Source organism: Nitrospira calida (assembly GCF_976986435.1).
Genome location: NZ_OZ335950.1, coordinates 850,137 through 867,617, shown reverse-complemented (window position 1 = coordinate 867,617; position 17,481 = coordinate 850,137). Strand labels below are relative to the sequence as shown.

17 protein-coding genes are annotated in these 17,481 nt (G+C 60.0%); 14 read left to right on the top strand and 3 right to left on the bottom strand.

The annotated features are described in order from the left end of the window. Positions 1–12 precede the first annotated feature (12 nt). The 14 genes from ACWHTU_RS04370 (at position 13) to ACWHTU_RS04305 (ending at position 13,808) form a co-directional block, all read left to right on the top strand. Positions 13–1,095: an extracellular solute-binding protein gene (locus ACWHTU_RS04370; protein WP_447861963.1), complete on the top strand. Its 1,083-nt coding sequence runs from the start codon at positions 13–15 to the stop codon at positions 1,093–1,095. A 15-nt stretch (positions 1,096–1,110) separates the two neighbouring features. Continuing rightward, entirely contained in the window at positions 1,111–2,661 is a 1,551-nt protein-coding gene (locus tag ACWHTU_RS04365; RefSeq protein ID WP_447861962.1) for an ABC transporter permease, read from the top strand. A gap of 11 nt (positions 2,662–2,672) precedes the next feature. After that, the gene (locus ACWHTU_RS04360; RefSeq protein ID WP_447861960.1) at positions 2,673–3,731 is read left to right on the top strand and encodes an ABC transporter ATP-binding protein; all 1,059 of its coding nucleotides are present in this window, start codon (positions 2,673–2,675) and stop codon (positions 3,729–3,731) included. Between the two features lie 131 nt (positions 3,732–3,862). Next, on the top strand, positions 3,863–4,288 hold the full coding sequence (gene exbB / locus ACWHTU_RS04355) for a TonB-system energizer ExbB (RefSeq protein ID WP_447861959.1): 426 nt from the start codon (positions 3,863–3,865) through the stop codon (positions 4,286–4,288). Further along, positions 4,278–4,652 (top strand): biopolymer transporter ExbD, encoded by a 375-nt coding sequence (locus tag ACWHTU_RS04350; RefSeq protein WP_447861957.1) that lies wholly within the window; start codon positions 4,278–4,280, stop codon positions 4,650–4,652. The genes exbB and ACWHTU_RS04350 overlap by 11 nt, the downstream gene beginning before the upstream one ends. Beyond that, positions 4,649–5,770 carry a TonB family protein gene (locus ACWHTU_RS04345; protein ID WP_447861956.1) on the top strand — a complete coding sequence of 374 codons (1,122 nt, stop codon included), beginning with the start codon at positions 4,649–4,651 and terminating at the stop codon, positions 5,768–5,770. Before ACWHTU_RS04350 ends, ACWHTU_RS04345 begins: the two co-directional genes overlap by 4 nt. Before the next feature lie 66 nt (positions 5,771–5,836). Then, positions 5,837–6,304: a hypothetical protein gene (locus ACWHTU_RS04340; protein ID WP_447861955.1), complete on the top strand. Its 468-nt coding sequence runs from the start codon at positions 5,837–5,839 to the stop codon at positions 6,302–6,304. 354 nt (positions 6,305–6,658) lie between these two features. Next, a complete protein-coding gene (locus tag ACWHTU_RS04335) occupies positions 6,659–8,788 on the top strand; it encodes a TonB-dependent receptor family protein (protein WP_447861954.1) in 2,130 nt (709 codons plus the stop codon). Positions 8,789–8,872: 84 nt separating this feature from the next. Further along, the gene (locus tag ACWHTU_RS04330; protein WP_447861953.1) at positions 8,873–9,052 is read left to right on the top strand and encodes a hypothetical protein; all 180 of its coding nucleotides are present in this window, start codon (positions 8,873–8,875) and stop codon (positions 9,050–9,052) included. A 161-nt stretch (positions 9,053–9,213) separates the two neighbouring features. Then, on the top strand, positions 9,214–9,969 hold the full coding sequence (locus tag ACWHTU_RS04325; RefSeq protein ID WP_447861951.1) for an HD-GYP domain-containing protein: 756 nt from the start codon (positions 9,214–9,216) through the stop codon (positions 9,967–9,969). 120 nt (positions 9,970–10,089) lie between these two features. Then, the gene (locus ACWHTU_RS04320; RefSeq protein WP_447861950.1) at positions 10,090–10,617 is read left to right on the top strand and encodes a helix-turn-helix domain-containing protein; all 528 of its coding nucleotides are present in this window, start codon (positions 10,090–10,092) and stop codon (positions 10,615–10,617) included. 282 nt (positions 10,618–10,899) lie between these two features. Next, positions 10,900–12,522, top strand: a complete 1,623-nt coding sequence (locus tag ACWHTU_RS04315) for a sirohydrochlorin chelatase (protein ID WP_447861948.1) — start codon at positions 10,900–10,902, stop codon at positions 12,520–12,522. Between the two features lie 756 nt (positions 12,523–13,278). Then, on the top strand, positions 13,279–13,500 hold the full coding sequence (locus ACWHTU_RS04310; RefSeq protein WP_447861946.1) for a hypothetical protein: 222 nt from the start codon (positions 13,279–13,281) through the stop codon (positions 13,498–13,500). Between the two features lie 161 nt (positions 13,501–13,661). Then, complete coding sequence (locus ACWHTU_RS04305; RefSeq protein ID WP_447861945.1) at positions 13,662–13,808, top strand: hypothetical protein; 147 nt, start codon at positions 13,662–13,664, stop codon at positions 13,806–13,808. A gap of 66 nt (positions 13,809–13,874) precedes the next feature. Here the strand turns inward: ACWHTU_RS04305 and bfr (ACWHTU_RS04300) are convergent, their stop codons facing one another. The 3 genes from bfr (ACWHTU_RS04300) to topA form a co-directional block, all read right to left on the bottom strand. Then, positions 13,875–14,345, bottom strand: a complete 471-nt coding sequence (gene bfr / locus ACWHTU_RS04300; RefSeq protein ID WP_447861943.1) for a bacterioferritin — start codon at positions 14,343–14,345, stop codon at positions 13,875–13,877. A 40-nt stretch (positions 14,346–14,385) separates the two neighbouring features. Beyond that, on the bottom strand, positions 14,386–14,862 hold the full coding sequence (gene bfr / locus ACWHTU_RS04295) for a bacterioferritin (RefSeq protein ID WP_447861942.1): 477 nt from the start codon (positions 14,860–14,862) through the stop codon (positions 14,386–14,388). Positions 14,863–15,140: 278 nt separating this feature from the next. After that, positions 15,141–17,477 carry a type I DNA topoisomerase gene (topA, locus tag ACWHTU_RS04290; protein ID WP_447861940.1) on the bottom strand — a complete coding sequence of 779 codons (2,337 nt, stop codon included), beginning with the start codon at positions 17,475–17,477 and terminating at the stop codon, positions 15,141–15,143. Positions 17,478–17,481: the final 4 nt, after the last annotated feature.

The following is a 17,481-nucleotide window of genomic DNA, read 5'->3' as shown; positions in this document are numbered from 1 at the left end:
GTCCAATTCATCATGAACACGCACGAAGGAGTTCGTCGATCTGATCATCGGGAGGTCCAGCCTCGGACCGCCTTTCGGTACAGAAACAGGTGGCCGATCCTGATCCTGGTATGCTTGGTCCCGATCGCCGGCCTGGCGCCGTCCTCTCCGGCGGCGGAGCGACTGGTCGTCTACTCCGGACGGGCCGAACGCCTGATCAAGCCGGTCCTTGATGTCTTTCAGGCCCAAACCGGCATCCAGGTGGAGCTGCTGTCATCGGGCACCACCGAATTGGTGAACCGCCTGCAGGCGGAAGGCGAACGGACCCCGGCCGACGTATTGATCACCAACGACGCTGGTAGTTTGGAACGGGCGCGGGAACTGGGGTTGCTGCGGCCGCTCTCTATCCCGGAGGTCGAGCGGGCGATTCCGCCGCAGTTCCGCGCGCCGGACAACAGTTGGGTGGGCTTATCGGGACGCTTCTGGGTCGTGGTCTACAACACGGCGCGCGTAAGGGCCGGAGACATCACGTCCATCCTCGATCTCGCCGAACCGCGTTGGAACGACAAGATCGCCATCCCGAATTCAGGCAGCGAATATCTCCAGGCCGGCGTGTCGGTCATCAAGGCGACCTATGGAGATGAAAAGACCAGGCGGTTTCTCCAGGGGCTGAAAGCCAATGCCGGCACCCGGGTGTACCAGAAAAGCTCGCAGATCGTGGAAGCCGTCGCGAAAGGAGAGGTGGAGGTCGGGTTGGTGAACCACTACTACGTCTATCGATACCTGGCGATCCAGCCAGGAGCTCCCCTCGCCGCGCTGATGCCGGATCAGCACGAAGGAGGGATGGGCGCCATCATGAACGTCGCAGGCATCGGAGTCGTCAAATATACCCGTCGCCTAGACAGCGCGAAGCGGCTGGTCGTGTTCCTCGCCACACAAACCGGCCAAAAGATGTTTGCTGACCTCAACAAAGAATACCCGCTGCATCCCGAGGTGAACGCCGACCCCGCCCTTATCGAGCGCAAGACCTTCCGCGCCGCGACGGTGCCGTTGGCCCGGTTGGCTGAACTGCGGGAGCCGACTATGGCTCTCATCGAGCAGGTAGGGCTTCGCTGACACAGCCGACACCGCATGACCACGGCCGTCCGCCATATCGCCGTCCCGCCGCTCCAGGTGTTCGCCGCGGCGACGGCCGGCCTCCTTGCGCTGCCTTTGCTGTACGTCGGGTTTCTGGCCTTGTCCGCCGATTCGGCCGTTTGGGGCCGGCTGTGGGCCACGCGCATTCCTGAGCTGCTGACCAACACCGTATCGCTGGCCGCCGCAGTATCGCTGGCCGCGTGCGCGCTCGGCGTTTCCCTCGCCTGGCTGGTCGTCCGATTCGACTTTCCGGGGCGCCGCATCTGGGAATGGGCGCTGGTGTTGCCCCTGGCCATGCCGACTTACGTGCTCGCGTATGTGTACACGTTTATCCTGGGCACGGGAGGGCCCTTTCCCCTCTTTCCGCCGCACGGCTTTGCTGGGACGACGCTCGTCATGACTCTCGACACCTTTCCGTTTGTCTATCTGTTGAGCCGGACGGCATGGCTCAATCTGAACGTCTCGTTCGAAGAAGTTGCGCAAGCCTGCGGCGCGTCGCGCCTCGAGATTCTCCGGCGCGTCACGCTGCCGCTCCTGCGGCCGGCGATCGTCGCCGGGCTTGCGCTAGTGATCCTGTATGCGGTGTCGGACTTCGGAGCCGTGTCGCTGCTGCGATACCAGACGCTCACGTACGCGGTCTATCAGCAGATGACCGGCCGCTACGACTACGCGGCCGCCGGCATCCTCAGCCTGCTTCTGGTCGTCATCGCGTTGGTGTTCCTGGTCGCGGAACGCTGGTCCCGCCGGAAAAGCCGGTTCTACCAGACGACAGGCCGCTATCGGGCTCCCAAGCGCCGACGATGCGGACCGCTGGGCGCGCTAGTGGCCACCGGCTATCTCATGATCGTGCTGGGCACGGCCTTCCTTGTTCCGGCGGCACTGCTTGTCCGGTGGAGTCTCTCCGCGATCGCGCAAGGAGCAGTGGACGTCCGGTTCTTCGGATTCATCTGGAACAGCACGGTCCTGTCCGCAGTGGCCGCGACCTGCGCCGTTGCGATCGGGATTCCCCTTGCCTATCTGGCTACCCGGTGTCCCTCACGGTTTAACCTGACCTGCCTCCAAGCGGCCTATGCCGGGTATGCACTGCCGGGGCCGGTCGCCGCCTTGGCGTTGCTGGTGCTCTTTTCCCAGGCCGTGCCGTTCTGGTACGGTTCTGTCGCCATCCTGGTAGTCGCCTACATCGTGCACTTTCTGCCGGCCGGACTGCAATCGCTGGAGCCCGCCCTGCAGCAAGTGACGCCCAATCTGGAAGAAGCGGCCCGGAGCCTGGGCCTGGGCGTGCGCGAGACGCTCCAGCGGGTGACGATACCCCTGGTTCGCAACGGGGTCATCGCGGCCTGGGTCCTGATGTTTCTGCAGTGCATGAAGGAGCTGCCGGCCACGTTGCTGCTCCGGCCCGTGGGATTCGACACACTAGCAATCCGGGTATGGCTCGAGGCGAGCGAGGAATATTATCAACTGGCCGCTCCGCCGGCGCTCTTAATCGTGGCACTGACGCTGCCGGCCCTTCGGCTGCTCATCTCCAAGGATTGGCGGGCGGTTTGACGGATCGAACCATGGACAAGGAATTGCCGGAGCAGACCGTCCTCGAGCTGCGCAAAGTGTCATGCGCCTATCAAGCCGGGCACCCAGCAATCTCGGACATTTCATTCTCGGCGCGAGAAGGCGAGATCCTTTGCCTGTTGGGGCCGTCCGGATGCGGCAAGACGACGGTTCTCCGTGTCATCGCCGGATTCGAACCAGTCTCCGCGGGCGAAGTCTGGCTCTCGGGGCGGCTCGTCTCCGCGGTCAGGCTGACGGTTCCCGCGGAGCAGCGGCGCGTCGGCATGGTCTTCCAGGAATATGCGCTCTTTCCGCATCTGTGCGTGGCGGACAACATCGCGTTCGGTCTCCGCCGCCTGATGCGCGACCGGCGCAGAGCCCAGGTGCAAGCCATGCTGGAGATGACTGGTCTCATCGGCTTGGAAAGGCGCTACCCACACGAACTGTCTGGCGGACAGCAGCAACGGGCGGCGTTGGCCCGCGCCTTGGCGCAGAAGCCCGTCATCCTTTTGCTCGACGAGCCGTTCAGCAACCTCGACCCCGACATGACCGGCAAGATGCGGCAGGACCTCCATGACCTCCTGCGGCAAACTAGGACGACCACCATCCTGGTGACACACGATCACGATGAAGCCTTCGCGATGGCGGATCGGATCGCCGTGCTGAACCAAGGCCGCCTGGAGCAGGTGGACACACCGGAAGCAATCTACCACACGCCCGCGACGCCGTTCGTGGCGGACTTCGTCGGCCAGGCGGATTTCATCCCCGGCGTCGTGCAGAACGGTGTGGTGCGGACGGAGATCGGCGAATTCCCGAACCAGGTCGGCTATGAGAACGGAGTCAAGGTCGTGGTAATGATCCGTCCGGACGATGTCCATATCATGCCTGTCAAAGACTCGCCCGTCCGCATCTTGTCCCGACAGTTCCGCGGCTCGGAAAACCTCTATGCGATCGGCCTGCCGTCCGGCCAAACCATCCATAGCAGCGAAGCTTCGACGCACGTCTATCCCGTCGGCACACCCGTTGAACTCCGGGTGGCAGCCACGCACACGGTCCTGTTTCTTGCGCGTTAATCCCTCTGAACTTTTCCGGAATTTTCCGTTGACAGCGTTTCTAGCAACATGATATTGATAACCTCTCTCAAATTCATTGATTGTCCTATTTGGCAAGGACAAGGCCGGAGAAGACGCGAGGTCATCGAGATATGGAAGTCTTGAAAGAAACGGTCGATTACGGGGTCATCGGGCTGTTGTTAGTTCTCAGCGTGTGGTGCGTCGCCGTGGCCGTCGAGCGATGGCTGTTTTATCGCCGGGTGGACCTCTCGCAGTTCCCAAACCGTCAGGTGTTTGAGATTGCGCTGACCAAGCGGCTGGTCATCATCGGCACGGTCGCCGCCAACGCACCCTACATCGGACTGTTGGGCACTGTGCTCGGCATCATGCTGACGTTCTATACGATGGGCACTTCCGGCACCATGGCCGTGAACACGATCATGATCGGCCTCAGCCTGGCGCTGAAGGCCACCGCGGTCGGCCTGTTGGTCGCCATTCCCTGCGTCGTAATGAACAACGTGCTGCGACGCCGCGTCGCCGAACTGCTCACGCTCCACAAGGTGCGATATGGATCGTGAGTTGGACCAGATCAATGTGATCCCGTTGGTGGACGTGATGCTGGTCCTGCTGGTCATCGTCTTGACCACCGCAACCTTCATCACGACGGGGCAGATCCCCGTCGATTTGGCCAAGGCCAAGGAGGCGGGGGACCGCAGGGATGTTCCGTTGGTGATCACCTTGACGGCGGAAGGGAAGCTCTACCTGAACGATCGCCCTGTTCCCGAGGACGGATTGAGAATCGTTCTGAATTCCCACCCCAGGGAATCCCAGGTTGTTGTCCGGGCTGATCGCGTGACGATGTTGGAGCGCTTCGTTCAGGTGGTGGACGAAGTGCGCGGGCTAGGATTCCAGCAAGTCAGTTTGGAGGTCGTCAGGTCGTGATCACACCGGATTCCGGATCGGATCGAAGCCTCACCTATCGGGTCCAGGGATGGGTAGTCTCGGCCGCCGCCCATACCCTGGCGGTTGGGGCGGCCTTCGCGCTGACGTCCACCTTGCACCTGCCCCCGCAACCCGAACCGTTCAAATGGGAAGTCTCGCTGGTGCAACCTCCCGCGCCCCAGGACGTCGAACCGCCGCAGCCCAATCCGACGCCACCGAAACTGAAACGAATGACGCAGCCGGTGGTCGAGACGAAACCGGTGGTGCAAACGGTCCAGACCGTGACGCAGGTCGTCCGGCAAGAGATCCGAGACATGACACCCGAGGTTCGAAACACCGTGCGAACCGCTGTTCAACCTGCGCCACAGGTCATGACGCGCTCGATGGAGTCCATCAACCAGACGGCGCAAATCGAGTTGGCGGCGGTCCAGACCGTCGCCGCGACCGAATCGCGGCAAGTCGTGACAGAGCCGGCTCCGGTGGCCCGGGAGGAAGCCTCCGTGGCGGCAGTTCCGACTCCGGTGTCGCGTCAGGCGGTTGAACATGCATCGACACCGATCCACACGGCAGCGGTCGCAGAACGGATCATCGAGCCGGTCCAGACGGCCACGGTCGAGAGCGCGTCCGCGCCGGTCGTGACAGGCGCAGTCCAGGAACGCCAGGTTATGGTCGCCGAATCAGCGCATTCATTGGTCTCTCCGCCCGTTTCGACCGGTTCGGTTCAAGAACGTCAGCTCGTGCAAGAGCCTACTCCGGCGACGACACCCTTTGCGCCTATCCAGCAGGCCTCGATCCATCAGTTGCCGGTGCAGTCTCTACCGGCCACCAAAGCCGACTATAGCTGGCTGGCGGAGGCGCTGTGGAACCGTGTCGAACAGCTCAAACGCTACCCTCATCTTGCCAGAATGAACCGGTGGGAGGGCATGGTGGTGTTGCAAGCCGTCATTCGGCACGATGGACAGCTTGTCGATCTGAAAGTGGCCGAAAGCTCTGGCCATGCGGTGCTCGATCAGGACGCCATGGAGGTCATGCGAAAGGCCTGCCCGCTCGATTTGAAACACCCATTGGGCAAGCCTCAAGTGGTGGTGCAAGTACCGATCAGCTACAAGTTGCAATAGCCTCTTTTCCTTGATAAACCTTTGGCCCCACTACCAAAGAGCTTTTTTTGAGAGCGTTGGAGGAGAATGAACGTGAAACAGCAAGGTTTTGATCAGCGACTCCTGCTGACCTTATTAGGACTGCTTGTGGCTTCGGCTTGGCTTAGCGGAGGAACCGTGTGGGCTCAGGCCCAGGGCAAGGCGGAGAAAAGCTTTTCTGCGGTTGTCACCGATGCTCAGGGGATAGAATCGGAAGTCAAGAACATCATTTTTTACTGGGAAGAGAAAGTGAGCGAAACAGCCTTTGTACCCCATGAACTACGCGAAGTCCCGGTGAAGAAAGGGGCGGCCACCATCAAGGTCAAATTCGAATCAATCAAGCAGATCGATGTCAAACCCTCTCCCGACGGCGGGCCGCCGACCGTCTCCATCAGCCTCACGAACGGCAAGACGGGTGAATTCGTGCTGGCCATGAACGGCAGTTTCAAAGGCTCGTCCGATTTCGGCGACGTGGAATTTCCGGCCAACGGCTTGAAGAAGATCGTATTCAAATGACACCGAGTTCTACCTTGCATTTTCAGCGTGTTCACGCGCAACCGATCGCCGGTGTATCCGGCGACGGCCCCTACTTGTTCGTAACGCAATCCCAAATAACCCTATAACCCAGGAGGAGGATTAAATATGCGAGGGCGATTTAGTTTTTTGATATTGAGAATAAGAACTAAAAACAAAATCGTTCCATTACTTCTCGCTTGCCTCATCGCGGGAGCATTGTTACTTCCGCCGCTTGCTCTGTCGGCAAGTGCAGAGGAACCCTCGGGCCAGGTTGCTGGTTCTCAAGAGACAACCGGCCAAGGGCCGGAAGCGCCGGCGTCCGAACAGAAGCCACTCAGAATCCCCCTCACCGAGGTGATCGGGACTGCCCCGGAGGCACTGGAGCATATTCCCGGCTCCGGCCGCGTCGTCACGCAGGAAAGTTTGTGGAAGAACCATCGCCTCACGATCAACGAAGCCTTGCGCGAGGTGCCGGGGGTGAATGTGCGGGATGAAGAAGGATTAGGCATCAGACCCAACATCGGCATCCGAGGCCTCGACCCGACCAGAAGCCGAAAAGTCCACATCATGGAAGACGGTGTCCCGATCATGCTCATGCCCTATGGCGACCCGTCGTCCTATTACTTCCCGCCGGTGTTCCGTTTCGATCGGATCGAGGTCCTGAAGGGTAGCGGACAACTGCTCTACGGCCCGCAGAACATCGGCGGCGTGATGAACTTGATCACGCGCATGCCGCCGTTGACCCCGCAAGGCAACTTTGAGTTCCGTGGCGGCAACCTGAATTACCTGAATACGCATTTTGATTACGGAGGAACCTGGGGTAAGGGCGGCTATCTGGTGGACTACACCCACTTTCAGAGCGATACCCCTCGCTTCACCAACATTCGGGCGAAGATCGACGACCTCACCTTTAAGACGGTCCAAGAACTCACTGCTCGGACCACCATCCTGGCGAAGTTCAATTATTACCGCGAAGATTCCGGCGTCGGCTATCAAGGTTTGACCGAAGCCGATTGGGGGGCGCGCGGTGGCGACCGGCAGACACCGTTCACGCACGATCATTTCGATTTCCGCCGCGTGGGCGTGCACGTCGCGGTCCAGCACATGTTCAATGCCGACCTGAGCGTCACGACGAACTTCTTCGGCCATTACATCGCGCGCGACTGGTCGCGGCAAAATCAATTGGCACTGGCGGCCGATGGCACCCCAATCGGCGGCAGTCTCACCGGCAACAACCTGCCAGCTACAGCTTTTACGGTCGTTCCCGATCCACAGCGTCGCTTCACCAACGAACGGGAGTATTGGGTGTACGGCGTCGAGCCCCGCTTTCATCTGACCCATCGCCTGCTAGGCATCCTCAGCGAAGCCGACTTCGGCGCCAGATTCATGCACGAGCAGTCCGATCGCAAGCAGTTCTTAAACCAGATCACCGGAATCGGGGGCTCATCCACCTGCTTGGCCAGTCCGGCGGCCGCAACGTGTTTAGGCGAAAACAATATCCGAAAAACCGACGCGTACGCGCTGTTTTTCCAAAACCGGTTCTTCGTGACCGACCAGATCACGGTGACGCCGGGCTTCCGGATCGAACACGTGAACTACGAGCAATTCAATAAACTGCCCACCACAGGCGAAACCTTCGGCAAAACCGCCATCACCGAAGTCCTGCCGGGCATCGGGGCGACCTATTCGCCGATCAAGAATTACACCTTCTTTGCCGGTTTCCACCGGGGCTTCGCGCCGCCGCAGATTTCGGATGCGATCACCGGAACCGGCGCGGTGGTCGATTTGGACGCCGAGTTGAGCTGGAACTACGAACTAGGTATGCGGAGTACGCCGGTCCAGTGGCTGGGCTATGAACTGACCTTTTTCCAGATGGACTTTCAGAATCAGATCGTGTCGCAGTCCGTCGCGGGAGGAGTCGGCGCGACCTTGACCAATGCCGGGCGAACTCGCCACCGCGGCATCGAATTCGCCGTGAAGGCTGATGTCTTAGATGCCGTGACGGGACAGAATCGGAACGAAGACATCATTGTCGATCTGAACTACACCTGGGTCGCCGATGCAGAGTTCAGGGGAACCCGGAATAGCGCCATTACCGGAGCCGCGCTTCTCCCAGGCGAAGCCGCAGTGTTCAGCGTGAGCGGGAACCGTCTCCCGTATGCCCCCAAGCACCTGCTCACGGCAGGACTGAGCTACATCAACAGGAACGTCGGGTTCGACGGTCGGGTGGAAACCCAATGCATCAGCGACATGTTCGGCGACGATCGGAACACGCACAACCCGACGCCCAACGGCCTGCGCGGCATCGTTCGCGGCTGGTGCGTGTTGAACGCGGCAGCCAACCAGTATGTGAAGCCGATCAACACCACATTCTTCGTCACCGGGAAAAACCTATTGGATCAGCTTTTTATGGTGGACCGGACGCGTGGCATCTACCCGGGCCTGCCATTGATGGTGCAGGCCGGCGCCCGCTGGACGTTCTGATCCTTGCCCTTTCCCTTCATGGCCATGCGCAGGAGGGGAAAAGAAGGGGTGCAGGAAATGGGTTCTATCCCGAAGCGCGGCAGGATGAACGCCACGGACCACGGCCAGGTCCGTTGCTTATGCGGCCGGCTTCTGGCCCGATGGGGTCCCGACGGCATCCAGGTGAAGTGCCAACGATGCCGGAGAATCGTGACGATACCGTTCGCCGAGATCGAGGGGGCGCCGGCATTCTGCGGTGCCCTGCTCAAGACGGTCACGACATGAACGCGGTCCGCAGGTAGCGCAACGCAACCTAAGGCCAGAGGACCTGGAGTCCTGAGCCCAAGGCGATTTCCTCTTCGCCCCTGCCTTCATACGTGAGAGGCAAAGGGAAGGTCGTCTTGGGCTCTTCTATTTTTGGACTGTTCTGTGAAGGAGCAAGGATCATGAACAGCACCGGTTCTGCCGTGCAATGCCGCCACCCTGATCTCGCCGCTATCGTGGACGAGCTTCATGCGCTTGATCACGTGCGGCTGCCGGCTCGATCTTTGACGAACGTTCGCGCTGTTGGGATACGGCGCGTTGTTCGACGAATCGAGAGTCTCTTACCCCATCACAAGGGCCACGGCGAGCGGACCGCCGGCTGTGCCCTCGCGCTCGGACAGGCGCTCGATCTCTCCCAGGACGAATTACGGGATCTTCATTTCGCCGCCCTGCTCCACGACATCGGCCTGCTGACGATTCCGGCCGACATTCTCTCGAAAGCCGGTCCGCTCACCGGCGACGAGTACGCGGCGTTACAGAGCCATCCGCGCGCCGGCGCTGAACTGTTGGAGCCGATCCGGTTTTTGCGCGAGGCCACGCTCCTGATCGCGCACCATCACGAACGCTGGGATGGGTTCGGCTATCCCTATGGCCTGCGCGGGCAGTTCATTCCGCTGGGCTCTCGCATCCTGGCGCTCGCGGATACCTTTGACACGCTGGCAAACCGGATGCTGGCCGTCGAGGTGTCGGACCACGAATCGGCATTGGCGCACTTGCGAGTTATGGCCGGTTCGCAACTTGATCCTGGTCTTGTGGAAACCTTCCTACGGCTAGCGCCGGCATCGAGACTGGATGGCTCACCCGGGTGGGGTTGTGCCCCCCACCCGTTCGGGCGGGGCGCCTCTGTTCCTCCTGGGCCCCCGCCCGCCCCTTTTTAGGTCAGGCAAGTCCGTGGCGGCCTGCCGGCGGACCTTTGCAAGCGGGTAGACCGGAGCGTTATCGACGACCATGAAGAAGAACCCGCCGAGGCCATCAACCACCGTCTGCGGAGAGACCTTATGCACCGAACCGACGCCACACAACGGCCTGCATGCAAGCCGTCTTGTACGACGAACGCTCAAACCATATTAAGCTCCTCTCGAGTCCCCGGCGACTCGTTTTCGATCCATGGGCATCGCCCCGCATTACACGCGCCTCCGGACGTCGCGCATCTCGTGCAGGAGTTCATCCGGAATAACCTGCACGAGGGCCTGACCCTCAAGGATCTGGCACGGTTTCTCGGCTACTCGGACAAGTATTGCTCCGATCTTTTCAAGGCTCTCATCGGCATGCCCTTTTCGCACTATCTGAAACGTGTTCGCCTCGAACGGGCCGTCGACTTGCTCGCGGAGTCGAACGCGACTCTTTCCTCTATCGCCGAGACCCTCGGCTTCAGCGATCAGTTCGCCTTCAGTCATTTCTTCAAAAACGCCGTCGGCTGTTCCCCTCAACAGTTCCGATCGCAATGCCTCTCACGCCGACTTCGTCCGAATCCTCCGCGCTCCACACGGGCGAGCCGCCGATCTCAACCGTCTATCGGGCGTTGAAGTCCCTGCTGAGCATCGCCGCGGCTGGACGGCTTCTCATATAACCGCCGGATTGTGTTCCCGGTGATCTGGAAAATGAACATGGTTACGGCTTCCGCATCGGTTTATGTTGATATTGAAATGCAATCTCAAAACATGTCCAAGCGGCCGAAGCCTCTAGCGCCGATAGATCTCGGGAACACGACGATCTCCCGAAAGCCGGCGGCGGCCCCATCAGCCCAGCGCCTCACCGCTTTGACGGCGTGCGTCCTGCTCACGTGTCTGTCGGGATCCGAACCGGCAATGGCCGGATCGACGGTCGGCTTTCTCGTCGTCGCCCTCGACCGTGGGTTTCTGGGCAACCAGCAGATCCGGGCCGTGTTCGACGAGTTTGCGCAACACTATGCGCCAGCGGCGCTGGCCTTCGTCGGGCGAGACTACAACGGGATGGGAAGCGAATACTCCGACTATCTCAGCCGAGCGCTGGCCGACCTGCAGCGCGGCGGCGCGACGGACATCGTGGCGATTCCGCTTTTTGTCTCCGCCGCTGACCCTGTCTTAAAGAAAGTCGTTGCTCACCTCCCTGCCTATGCGCATACCGGAACCATCCGGTGGGCCAAGCCGATAGTCGAGAGCCACCTGATCCGCCAAATTCTGCTGGATCGCGTGATGACCCTGAGCCGAGACCCGAAGCAGGAGCGGCTTCTACTGGTTGGACTCGGGGCAACCGACGAGGTCGGCGAGGCATCGATGCGCAAGGATCTTGAACGGTGCCTGGCCTACGTGACGCGGTATCTCTCCTTCCGAGAAGCCACGGCCGTGCTTTATTACGACCGCGACGCACCGGACGCCGAACGGAAGAACAAAGCGGCGGATCAGGTGATGGTCGAAACCGCCGCCAAGAAGGGACAGACGCTGCTGGTCCTGGCTACGATCGGCCCGAAATTTGATCAAACGATGGCCCTGACACGCTGGTTCGGCGACAAGCTGCGTGACTGGGACGTCGCCTATGCGGCCGAAGAACTCCTGCCCCACCCAAACGTGCTGCTGTGGATCAAGAAGACCGCCGATGCCTTTCTGTCGGCATCTCCGGACGAAATCGGCGTCGTGATTATGCCGCACGGCGCCACCCAGCCCTGGAACGACGCCGTGGAGCGCGCGATCGCGCCGCTGCGCTCCCGTTACCGGATCGAAATGGCGTACGGAATGGGCGATCCCGGCGTGATTCAGCAAGCCGTCGCGCGATTGGAGCGGCAAGGCATCCGCCGCATCGTGTTCGTGCGCCTGTACGCCCTCGTTCACCATCTGAAACACCGCATCGAATACCTGCTCGGCCTCTCCGATTCACCAGGGCTCGAGGGCCGACACAGTGGACACGATCGGGAAGCGACCCCTCCGGCACAAATTCGGAGCGCGGCGCTTTTCATGACGTTCGGCGGATATGAGGAAGATTCGGGCATTGTCGAGGCGCTCCATGAGCGGATTCAGGAAATCAGTCGCGACCCGTCGCAGGAGATCGTGATCCTCGTTGCGCATGGCGACAAGCGCGATGAGGACAACACGCACTGGCTCTCGGTCATGCAGGCCAACATCGAGCGGCTCAAGCGCGATCCCCACTGCGTCAAGCTGAGAGCGATTCTGGCGGCCACGGTCCGCGAAGACTGGCCGGAGCTTCGGGAGCGCGCCGTTGCCGAGATCAGAAACCTGATCGATGCCCAAGCGAAAACCGGACGGGTGCTCGTGATCGCCGACCGGCTGTATGGCGCAGGCCCGTATCGGAAACTCTTCGACGGATTGGACTATGTGCTGAACGACAAGGGGCTCGTTCATCCGGCGTTGACCCGCTGGCTGGAGACTGGAATCCAAGAGGCGGTTTCGGTCCTGACCCGACCGGTTACCGCTATTGATCGTGTTGCGAAGCCCTGAGACGGGAATACAGGAGGGATCGCGATGACCTGTCCGAAATGCCAAGGCCTGCTGGTGACCGAACGGTCTTTAGATTTTTGCGCACGCACCGATTCGTGGCGGTGCATCAATTGCGGGGCGGCTCCATCCGGCGGGCGCTCCGTGCAGTCCGATTCGCAGGCCCTCTTGCTTCAACGTCGTCGTGCGCGAACGATTCCGCTTCCCGCCGAATCGCCGAAGCAGCGCCACCTGAGCCGACAGCGTCGAGAATGTTGAAGGAAGTCCGTGCCGCGAATCGGTCAACGCGCCCCCCGTTTTCGAGGCCGGCGTTACAGAACGGAGCGTTGAAATATTTGACTCCTCGGCATTGTACGGCCGCTGGGTTGTCCTGTGCTGCTTGCCGCGTTTGAACCTGGTCGAAGCGACCATCGTAAGTTGTCAGGCCGAGAAGGTGACCCCCGACGGGGCCGACTTTCTCGCCGTCGCGCTCGAGGACCGGGCATTGCACCGGCTATAGCTGAGTCGGCTCGGCATGTTGCAGGTTCCTATCCTGGTCGATCCCCTGCTCTAGCTTCATCGCAGTTATGGGGTCGTCCTAGGGCAGGCTTCGACCCGATGCCGGACTTTCTTCATCGACCCAGAAGGTCTGCTCCGCTTCCATTTGGTGCACGATCTGAACGGCCGTGGTCTGAGCGCGGTCACGAAATCCTGCGCCTGTTTCAACACCAAGGGACGGCGGCTTTGGCGCCGTTCTAAGAAGGAAGGGAGAAAAAACGCATGATGCAGAAGGTGCTTAGAAGCAACACCCGGGCAACGCTGAATGTCTGCGGATGTGGTCGGCTCCATCTGACTTACGGGCCGATCACTCTGCATTTCGAACCGGACGAGTTTCTCGCGTTCGGGGAAGCCGTGACGCAAATGGTCGATCAATTCCGACGGATCCAAGGCAACCTGCTTGTTCCGTCGATGCCGCGGGAACACGAGACGGTTTGTCATTAAGCCAACGAAGGAGTACCGGATGAAGATTCGCGAGTGCCCGCGGTGCCGCCAACTCAGCCTGGCTCCAACCGGGGCGTTTTGGGCGTGCGCAAGCTGCGGTTACGCCATCACCGGGTTTGCGCTGGCGGTCGAACTGCGGATCGCTTCAAGGAGAGAAACCGTTGAGACACGATGACTGGATGGTCCTGATCAGCCTGATCGCTTCCCTAGGGATGGTGGTTATCGCAACCGCCGCTCTGTGGCTGTGGACGATCCTGGCTGAGGCGCCTTTTCCCACGGCATCCGTGAGCCTTCCACCGCCACCCTGACTAGAAGGCGCGAATAAGGCAGATGCCTTTCTTCCCTCCGCAAAGACACGAGATGCGTAACAAACGCTACTTTTTGATCTGCTCGGACAGGTAGTTTTCGAGTCCGACCTGTTTGATGGCGCGGAGCTGCGTCTCGAACCAGTCGACATGCTTCTCGGTCTCGACGACCATGTCCTCGAGCTGGTGCCGCGTGGTAAAGTCCCCGACCTTCGCGCAATGCGCGATGGCGTCGCGCAGGAGTGTCACGTCATCTTGCTCGAACCGCAAGTCCGCCTGAAACAAGTCCGGAACGCTCCGGCCGCTACTGACAGTCCCCAGTTTCTGCACGTCTGGAGCGCCTTCAAGGTAGAGAATATGGCCAATCACCTTGGACGCATGGGCCAACTCTTCCTTGGCCAATTCGTGAAACTCATGCTGCAGGCGTTCATACCCCCAGTTCGCACACAGCGAGGCGTGTAGGAGATATTGATGGACCGCGGTCAGTTCCATGGTAACCACCTTGTTCAAAAAGTCGACGACGCCCTCTTTGGCCTTCATGGCTCGCCTCCCCGCCAAAACAATTGCACGTTTTGACGCCCTATTCCTCTTTGCGAATCTGTTCGCTCAAGTAATTTTCCAAACCGACCTGCTTGATCAATTCCTGCTGAGTTTCGATCCAATCGATATGCTCGTCGACGTCCTTCACCATATCTTCCAGCATGTGGCGCGTGGTGAAGTCTCCGACCTTGGTGCAATGGTTCACGCCTTCGCTCAAGATGGCCAACATCTCTTGTTCGGCTTTCAGATCGGCCTTGAACTGCTCGGGAACGGTTTCACCGACATGTACCGTACCCAGCCGCTGCATGTTGGGCACACCCTCGAGATACAGAATGTGTTCGATCAACTCTTCCGCATCCTTCATCTCATCGAACGCGCGCTTCCGGATGTGATGATGGAGCCGCTCATAGCCCCAGTTCTCGCACATCTTGGCATGGACGAAATACTGATTAATGGCCGTCAAATCCGCGGTGAGGATCTTGTTGAGCAGATTGATGACGCCTTCCTTCGCCTTCATGACAACCTCCTCCGGTCCAGGGGGTTAAGGTAAGATATCTTGCCGAAGATTGCTCTGGAGTTCTGTGCAGCGAAGTGCGTGTCATTCGTCGTTAACATTATCCATCCGCGCCGCGCTTACGTCAACAGCGGATATACGTACAAATGACTACTATTCTCATCTTCGATGAGACCGCATTTCATTATCTTTTTTCGCCGTCTTGGCAAACTGGACGATACAGATTGAAAAGAACGTCGAAGAGCGAAAGGCGGATGAAAGCGGCGGGCAGATGAAAATCGTTATCCGGCCTCCCGATAACCGCACTCTTCATTGCGGCACTGGATGGTTCGACCGGCCTGTTTGCTGACTTTCTCGACGAGAAACGGGGCCTTGCAGGTTGGGCAAGGTTTGTTCACCGGACGATCCCATAACGCGAATTCGCACTGCGGATAGCGGCTGCAGGAGTAGAACGACCGGCCTTTTTTCGTCCGCTTCTGCACCAGATCGCCGCCGCAACCCGGTTGGGGGCACTTGACTCCCAGGGCGACCGGCTTGGTGGTCTTGCAGGCCGGATACGCAGAGCAGGCGAGGAACTTTCCGAAGCGGCCGTTCTTCACCACCATCGGACTGCCGCACTTTTCGCAGGCTTCCCCGGTGGCGATCTCCTCTTTCGGCACGACTTTAATGGTGCCGTCCGGCAACTTCTCGAAGTTCTGGGTGTTCTTGCAAGGAGGGTTCTCTTTGTAGCCGGGACACGCCAGGAACTTCCCGTTCCGGCCCCACTTGATTTCCATCATGCGGCCGCACTTGTCGCACGGGATATCGGTCGGCGGCTCGACAATATCTTTAGGGCCGGGAATGCGCTGTGCTTTTTCCATATCCCTCGTGAACGGACCGTAAAAGTCCCTCACTGCCTCGACCCACGGTTTGTCGCCTTCCTCGACTTGATCCAATTCCTGTTCCATTTGCGACGTGAAGTCGACGTTGATGAGGTCAGGGAAGCCTTTGAGGAGGAATTCGTTTACCGTCTTGCCCGTTTCCGTGGGAACGAATCGCCCGTCAACCTTCTCCACGTACTTCCGCTCTTGAATGGTGGAAATGATGCTCGCGTACGTGGACGGACGGCCGATGCCCTTCTCTTCCAGTTCACGGATCAGCAACGCCTCGTTATAGCGCGGGGGCGGTTGGGTGAAATGCTGCTTCGACGTGATCCCCGGCACGCTTTGCCCCTCCTGCGCGACCAGGCGGAGGCGTTCACCTTCGCTCAGAACCGGGAGTTGGCGCTCCGCCTCGTCCTCAGCGTCGGAGGCGGCCTTTTGATTCCCGTTAAGGGCCTCCATGTCCCTGCCTTCCATATAGACGATCGTATGGCCCGGAAATTTGACGACCGTCCCGGTCGCCCGGAAGACGTACCGATCCCGGGTCCCGATCGGCGCGCAGTCTACCCTTGTGACATCGAGCACGGCCGGCACCATCTGCGAGGCCACGAATCGATTCCAGATGAGCTTGTACAGATTGTAGAGATCGGGTTCCAGATACGGCCTGACGGACTCCGGATCGCGCGCGACAGACGTCGGCCTGATTGCTTCGTGCGCCTCTTGCGCAGCCTTCTGCGTCTTGTAGACATTGGGCGTCGCCGGCAGATATTCCTCACCGAACCGTTCCCGGATCAGGCGCCTGGCTTCTTCCATCGCCTCGTTGGAGATTCTGGTCGAATCCGTTCGCATGTAGGTGATCAATCCGGTCGGCCCCTCGTCGCCGATGTCCACGCCTTCATAGAGTTGTTGAGCCAAGGTCATGGTTTTTTTCGGCGTGAAGTGCAGCTTGCGGGCCGCTTCCTGCTGAAGCCGGCTGGTGATGAAAGGTGCGACGGGGTTGCGCCGCTTCTCTTTGCGCTCGATGGACTGGACGACGAACTCTTTTCCCTGCACGTCCTCTACGATCCGGCGGGCATGCTCCTCGGAAGGGATGGACGCTTCCTGATCGTTGATGCTGTGCAGCTTGGCTTCGAACGGAGGAGGCTGGCTGCCGGCCAGCGTGGCCGTGATCGACCAATATTCTTCAGGCCGAAAGGCCTCCCGCTCCTTTTCCCGATCGCAGATCAATTTCACCGCGACCGATTGGACCCGTCCCATGCTCAAGCCGCGACGGACCTTCTTCCACAGCAACTGGCTGCCCTGATAGCCGACGATCCGATCCAGGACGCGCCGCGCCTGCTGCGCATGCACTAGTTTCATATCGATCTGACCAGGCGACTGCAACGCGCGCTTGATGGCCGATTCCGTGATCTCGTTGAAAAGGACCCGGTAGATTTTCCCGTTGTTCTTCTTCCCTTTGCCGTTGAGTTCCTGGGCGATGTGCCAGGCGATCGCCTCGCCTTCGCGGTCGGGGTCCGGTGCGAGGAACACCTTGTCGGCTTCCTGCGCCTTCTTCTTGATCTCCGCGAGCACTTTGGCTTTGCCTTTGATCGTGACGTACTGGGGCTCGAAATCGCGTTCGACATCGACGCCGAGTCTGCTGGTCGGCAAGTCTTTGACATGGCCGACAGAAGCCATGACGGTGTACCCGCGGCCCAGGTACTTCGTGATCGTCCTGGCCTTCGCCGGCGATTCCACAATGATCAATGACTTCGCCATCTAC